Genomic DNA, 6,165 nt, shown 5'->3' with positions numbered 1-6,165 from the left:
ACACCCCCCGGATCATCCGAACGACAGGGGCAGGAAGTCATACCGGGCCGGGCGACCGAGGGTCCCCGGCTGGGGACGATCAAAAAGGTAACGGGGGGGCGATCGGACCGGGAGACCAGTGCCCGCCCCACACCGAACCTGTCGCGGACCAGCACGGCGATGGTGACGCGGCCCGTGCTCACGACCACCGAGAGGGCGGGTCGGGGGCCGCCGCCGTCATGGTCTTCCTCGCCTCCGACGACGCCCGCTCGTCGCTGGCGGTGTGCCCGGTCGATGGTGGGTGTGACCGGCGTCCGATCGCGGGAGCGACGGTGTCGTAGTGTCGATCGAGCGCACCGCTGAGCGGGCCGTGCGGCCATGCTTGAGGCCGGCCTCACCCGGCTTCATGGTGTGTGCGAGCCGGCCCCGGCCAGTGGACGCTGGGCGGGGCCGGGCTGTTGGTGTCGTGGCGGTGGGGGTCAGCTGACGTGGATGTCGGCGTTGCCGCTGCCGTTGATGCCCTCGGCGGCGACGATCATGTAGTAGTCCAACGAGCCGAGGTTCATGCCCAGGTTGGCCCACGCGGTGAAGTGGTCGTTCGTGGTGATCGAGCCTCCCGTACGCGGTGACTGCCGGACGCTGAAGAACTGGTCGAAGGTCTTGGTGCCCTCGACCGAGGGGGCGTCGTACCGAGTGTCCTGGTAGATGTCGTAGGTGCCGCCGTTGGCATCGACGGTGCCCCTCCAGACACCTGGCGCCGGCCTCCAGCCGGCCCAGTCGCCACCCCAGTTGTCGATGACGTAGTACTCGATCAGGGGGTTGGCCGACCATCCGTAGAGAGTCAGGAAGCTGCCGCCGGTGCTCGGGGCGTAGTAGCCCTCGTAGTTGACGGTGCGCCAACTGCCCCGGTCCCATCCCTTGCCGACGACAGAGTTGCCGGTGCTGTTCCAGCTGACGGCGTATTCGCCGCCGTCTTTCAGGTACATCGTGGTCGACCCGGGGATGTCGGTGTAGAACGAGTAGAAGTACCCGTTGTGGTAGCCGGTCTGGAAGGCCACTCCGCCGACTGTCTCGTCGGCGAAGGCGGCGCCCGGCTTGGCGACGGACAGCGCCGCGGTGGCCGCGGTGGCGAGACCGCCGAGAAGGAGACCGCGGCGGCCGATGCCGCGAGCCCGCTCGGACGAGGGGGATGCGTTCACGGTTGGTCCTCTCTGATCGCTGGAGATGTTTCTTTCAGTTGAACCGTTCAGTAATAAAATATGTCATCCGTGTTGCCCTGCGCTACCGGAACGCAACGATGACTTTAGATTTCAGTCCTTCAGCGCGGTTGGGTAGGCGGGTGGTCAACCGGGCGTAGGGGCCACCAGATCGGGTTGACAGGTCCGCCGGCGTGCGTGCTGGAGGCCGTCGAGCACGGACAACGTGAGTAGTGCGGAGGGGGCGGCACGGGGGCATGGCGCGCCGAACGGTTAGGGATCGCGCGAGAGGCGTGCTCGTCGCACGTCAACCTGAAGACTGAACAAGCTGTCGTGGTGCGGAAGTGGCCCGTCCTGCAACGTGAGAAGCCTTTCCGCCCGTGGTCCGGCGGCTTGAGATCGTGGCGTGACGGAGCCGAGGGAACCCTCGAGGTAACGCCGGAGAAGCACGGTGATGAGCGGTGTGCGGGATCCGTCCGGTGGCGCTGCTGAGTCCGCCCTCCGCATCCTGACGGTAGGCCGAATCGCGCGCCCGTGTTGCTCCTCGGCACGCCGCAGGGGCTATGTCGGGTCCCCGCCGCGCAGGCCGCGCGGCTCGTCGGCGCACAGGTGCGACGGCGCAGCCCGGCCGGCTCGTGCCCTGGCCGGAATTGGCCACGACAGATCCGCGGCGCGTCTCTGCCGGCGATACTCCGCCGGACTCTGCCCTGTCTGGTGGCGGAACGCCCGGAGGAAGCTCGACCGGGCCCCGTAACCGCACTCGTGACCGATCCGGTCGACGGGCCGATCGCTGGTGACGAGCAGGCGCTGCGCGTGGCCGACGCGTAGCCGCTCGACGTACGCCCACAGCGGCAGGCCGAATGTCTCCCGGAAGATCCGGGCGGCGTAGGTGGGATGCACACCGGCGCGCCGCGCGATGTCGGCAACCCGTAGCGGCTCGGTGTAGTTGCGGGCGACCACCGCCAGCAACCGTTCCGCGGACCGGGATCGCGCCGGGGCTGTCGCACGGCCCCGGGCGCCTGCGCCCAGACGGGCCAGCCGCGCCTGGATCTCCAACAGGCACACCTCGATCGCCCGGGACGAGCGGGAGGCGAGATCGTCCCCCCAGCGGCGCAGATGGAACTCGTCGGCCGGCGCCTCGTCGGGCGCGCCGATGAGCACCTGACCGGCCAGCAGGGCGTCGACCGTCTCGGCCAGGACGGGATGGCCGGCTGCGCTGACCGGCAGTGTCGCGCCGAGCATTCGCAGGGGACCGCTGCCGCAGAGCCGGTGCGGGTATCCGCCCCAGAAAGCCGTCAGCCGCCCCGGCGGCAGCGTCCACTGCCCGGCCGGCGTCTCGTAGTGCGCCGCGCCGTGCAACAGCAGATTGAACTCCAGCTCCGGGTGGAGATGCGCGCCGATCGCGGGATCACCCGACAGTTCGAACGCCAGCAGCCCGATGTCGTGAACGGCGGGCCGCGCGGACAGCATGACCTTGAGGATACGCACCGGGTCGGCGATATTGCGGCCCTGCTTCAGCGGATCGGGGAGACGACGCTGGGGGGACATGTGACCCACCGACCGAGGAGCCACACGTGGCCACGCCATCCGCGCCCGACGTCCACCCGTCCTCGTCTGTCTGGGGCGATGCCGCCGACCAGCAGCCCACCGCCCTTGACGACTTCCTCTTCGACGTCAACGGCTATCAGATCCTGCGGCAGGCCGTGCCTGCCGACCTGGCCGACCGCCTCGACGCCGAGTTCGACGCCTTCCCGGCCCGCCTGCCCCGGGGCGGCTGGCACCGAGGTGGGCAGCGCCGCGACTACACCCCGGAGACCGGCTTCGAACTGCACCAGGCGGTGGCCGCCGGGACGCCGTTCGAGGAACTCATCGACCACCCGAGCTGGATCGCGCGGGTGCGCCGTTACGCCGGTGAGGTGGACAGCCACGTGGAGGGCGTCTACATCGACGAGTCGATCGCCTCGATCCGTACGGCGGGTGGCCATCACCCGGTGCACTCCGGCGGGTACCACAGCCCGCTGCGCTGCGCGTACGGGTACGCGAACGGGGTGTTCCGGTGCGGCCAGGTCAACATCATCGTCGCGCTCACCGACGTCGGCCCCGGCGATGGCGCGACCATGGTGGTCCCCGGCTCGCACAAGGCCAACCTGCCCCACCCGCTGGCCGGCGACTATGACCGCGGCGACCGGATGGACGCCCTGCCCGGCGCGGTGGAGATCCACCTGGAGCGCGGTGACGCGTTGCTGTTCACCGACAGCCTGATGCACGGCGGATCCAGCCGCACCAATCCCGGGGAGCGGCGAGTGCTGATCTACCGCTACGGGCCCGCCTGGGGCGGCAGTCGGTTCGGCTACGTGTACGACCCCGCCTGGCTGGCCACCCTGTCCGAGCGCCGGCGCCGGATCCTGGAGCCCCGCCCGCCGGTCCACGTGGGCGACCCGACCGTCCCCACCGAGATCGACGGCTGACGCGCACCTGCCGGTAGCCGGGGCGTCAGCTTCCATAAGCAGGGAAGTCATCCGGGCCGGTGCACGGCCGCCTCGGCGTCACCCTGCGGAGTCAGCCGGAAGACCGCGCAGCCGTGCGGCGGCAGGTCGGCGTCGACGGAGGCGGAGGAGCCCCCGCGTACGCCGAGATCCTTGTGCGTCGAGAGGTCGCGCACCACGTACTGTCCCGTGATGTCGAGATCAGCCCAGGAGGCCGTCGCGCTCGCCTCGGCGTCGCGGCGATTGAACAGACCGACCGCCACGTCACCGAAGAGCAGCGGCTTGAGCCAGATCTCCAACCCGTCCCGGGTGGCGACCCGGCGGCCCTGCCGGCCGAGACCGTCCTGGTCGACGGCGATCAACTCGTCGTTGGACAGGATCTCGAGCGAGACGTCGTCGAGGCTCCGGACATCGGCACCGATGATCAGTGGAGCGGCTAGCATGCACCAGAGCGCGAAGTGCGTCCGGTACTCGTCGTCGGTGCAGCCCGCAAAGCCCATGCTGCCGGCGACGTTCCCTCGCCCGCGCATGCCGACGACCAGCATGTCGGGGTCGTTCCACCGGCCGGGGCCCGCGTGGCGCTCCAGGCCGCGTTGCAGTTCGAAGCCGATCTCCTCGATGCCGTGCTCGTACACACCACTTCCGCCCTGCCAGGAGTCACAGATGTCTCCGGTGGTGCGCCACATGTGAGCTCCGGCCTGTGCCGCCCACTCCCACGGCTGGCGTCCGCCCCACTCGCAGACGTTGAAGACGATGTCGCGCCCGGTGGCGCGCAGTGCCCGGCCCATCGCCGTGTAGCGCCGGACCGCTGCGCCCCGGTCCTCGGGGGCGTGGCAGTAGTCGTACTTCAGGTAGTCGATCTGCCAGTCGGCGAACGTCTGGGCGTCCAGATCCTCATTGCCGTAGCTGGCCACCTCGCCTCCGCAGGTGCGCTCCGCCGCGTCCGAGTAGAGCCCGAACTTGAGGCCCCGCTCGTGCACGTAGTCCGCGAGAGCGCGGATTCCGCCCGGAAAGCGTTCGGGGTGGTGGGTGATGCGCCCGTCGGCGTCGCGGCCACCCTGGTAGTGGTCGTCGATGTTGAGGTAGCGGTATCCCAGGTCGCGTAGTCCGGTCGCGACGAGGGCATCCGCCGTCTCGCGGATCACCGCCTCGTCGATGTGATGGGCGAAGGTGTTCCAGCTGCTCCAACCCATGGGGGGCGTCTCAGCGACCATGAGGGGTCTCCTGACCGGGCGATCGGATGATGAACTCCGGCATGTTAACGCTAAAATTTTATTGAAAACACTCTTCGTCCCGAAGGTGGCTCGGCGCGAGACGGCCGAGGGTTGATTGACCGGGTGGACGGCGTACCACTACCGTCCCGACGATCGAAAGAATTTCGATTGTCGGCTGGTCCTGGTCGGGAGACCTGTCCAGTCTGGTCTGCGCACGAAGGGAACCGTGGATGGCGATGCGAGTGCTCTTCATCGGTGGCAGTGGGGTGATCAGCTCGGCGTGTGCCGACGAGGCGGTCCGCGTCGGACATGAGCTGACCGTGCTCAACCGGGGGGTGACCAGCCGGCCCCTTCCCGCCGGAGTCGAGGCGCTCCGCGCGGACCATCGCGACGCGCCCGCGGTCCGCGCGGCGTTGCGCGGACGGGAGTTCGACGTGGTGGTCGACTGGATCGCCTTCACCCCGCACCACGTCCAAACTGATCTGGACCTCTTCGCCGGCCGGACCGGGCAGTACGTCTTCATCAGCACGACCTCGGTCTACCAACTCCCGGCGACGCGCCTGCCGCTGGCCGAGTCGAGTCCGCTGGGCGAGCCCACCTGGCGGTACGCACGCGACAAGATCGCCTGCGAGAGGTTGCTCGCCACCGATCACGGTCTGCCGGTGACCGTCGTCCGACCCGGCCACACGTACGACCGGACGCTGGTTCCCCTGGTCGGCGGCTGGACCGCGCTCGCCCGGCTGCGGCGCGGCCGCCCGGTCGTGGTGCACGGCGACGGGCTCTCGCTGTGGACCCTGACGCACCACACCGACTTCGCGGCGGGCTTCGTGCCGCTGCTCGGGCATCCGGGAGCCGTCGGACGGGCGATCCAGATCCTCTCGGACGATCTGCTCACCTGGGACCAGATCGTCGGGCACCTCGCCGACGCCGCCGGCGTGCCGGCCCGGATCGTGCACGTCCCGTCCGACGTCATCGCCGCCGCCGACCCAGGCTGGGGGGAGTTGCTTCTCGACAATCAGGCGCACTCCGCCACGTACGACCTGAGCACGTTGAGGTCGCTGGTGCCCTCGTTCCGGCCGCGTGTCCCGTTCCGGCAGGGGGCGGGGGAGATCGTGGCCTGGTTCGACGCCGATCCCCGCCGGCAGCGGATCGACGCGAACGTCGATCGGGTGACCGAAGCTCTCGTCGCCGCCCGGGGTGCCAGTTCGGCCGCCGCGCCCATACACCCGGCCCGGTGACCCCCACGACCGGCGTGCCGGGACGGGTCAACGCCCGATCGGCACGCCGGGA

The 6,165-nt window shown here is 69.8% G+C and carries 5 protein-coding genes; 2 read left to right on the top strand and 3 right to left on the bottom strand.

Annotated elements, in window-relative coordinates:
- Positions 1-458: 458 nt before the first annotated feature.
- Together ACIA5A_RS19280 and ACIA5A_RS19275 are read right to left on the bottom strand one after the other, a co-directional pair.
- Entirely contained in the window at positions 459-1,178 is a 720-nt protein-coding gene (locus ACIA5A_RS19280; protein WP_396763818.1) for a glycoside hydrolase family 11 protein, read from the bottom strand.
- Positions 1,179-1,736: 558 nt separating this feature from the next.
- Positions 1,737-2,723, bottom strand: coding sequence for a helix-turn-helix domain-containing protein (locus tag ACIA5A_RS19275; protein WP_396763815.1), 987 nt, complete (start codon positions 2,721-2,723; stop codon positions 1,737-1,739).
- 26 nt (positions 2,724-2,749) lie between these two features.
- Between ACIA5A_RS19275 and ACIA5A_RS19270 the strand changes: the two genes are divergently transcribed.
- A complete protein-coding gene (locus tag ACIA5A_RS19270) occupies positions 2,750-3,643 on the top strand; it encodes a phytanoyl-CoA dioxygenase family protein (protein ID WP_396763812.1) in 894 nt (297 codons plus the stop codon).
- A 47-nt stretch (positions 3,644-3,690) separates the two neighbouring features.
- Here ACIA5A_RS19270 and ACIA5A_RS19265 read toward each other — a convergent pair whose 3' ends face one another.
- A complete protein-coding gene (locus ACIA5A_RS19265; RefSeq protein ID WP_396763809.1) occupies positions 3,691-4,854 on the bottom strand; it encodes a glycoside hydrolase family 27 protein in 1,164 nt (387 codons plus the stop codon).
- Positions 4,855-5,105: 251 nt separating this feature from the next.
- Here ACIA5A_RS19265 and ACIA5A_RS19260 point away from each other — a divergent pair, with 251 nt between their 5' ends.
- The gene (locus ACIA5A_RS19260) at positions 5,106-6,113 is read left to right on the top strand and encodes an SDR family oxidoreductase (RefSeq protein WP_396763806.1); all 1,008 of its coding nucleotides are present in this window, start codon (positions 5,106-5,108) and stop codon (positions 6,111-6,113) included.
- Positions 6,114-6,165: the final 52 nt, after the last annotated feature.

The sequence above is a fragment of the Micromonospora sp. NPDC051300 genome, assembly GCF_044455315.1.
GTDB classification, from domain to species: Bacteria; Actinomycetota; Actinomycetes; order Mycobacteriales; family Micromonosporaceae; genus Micromonospora; species Micromonospora robiginosa.
Note: the sequence above shows the minus strand (reverse complement) of the source record. Positions and strands in the feature narration are given on the sequence as shown.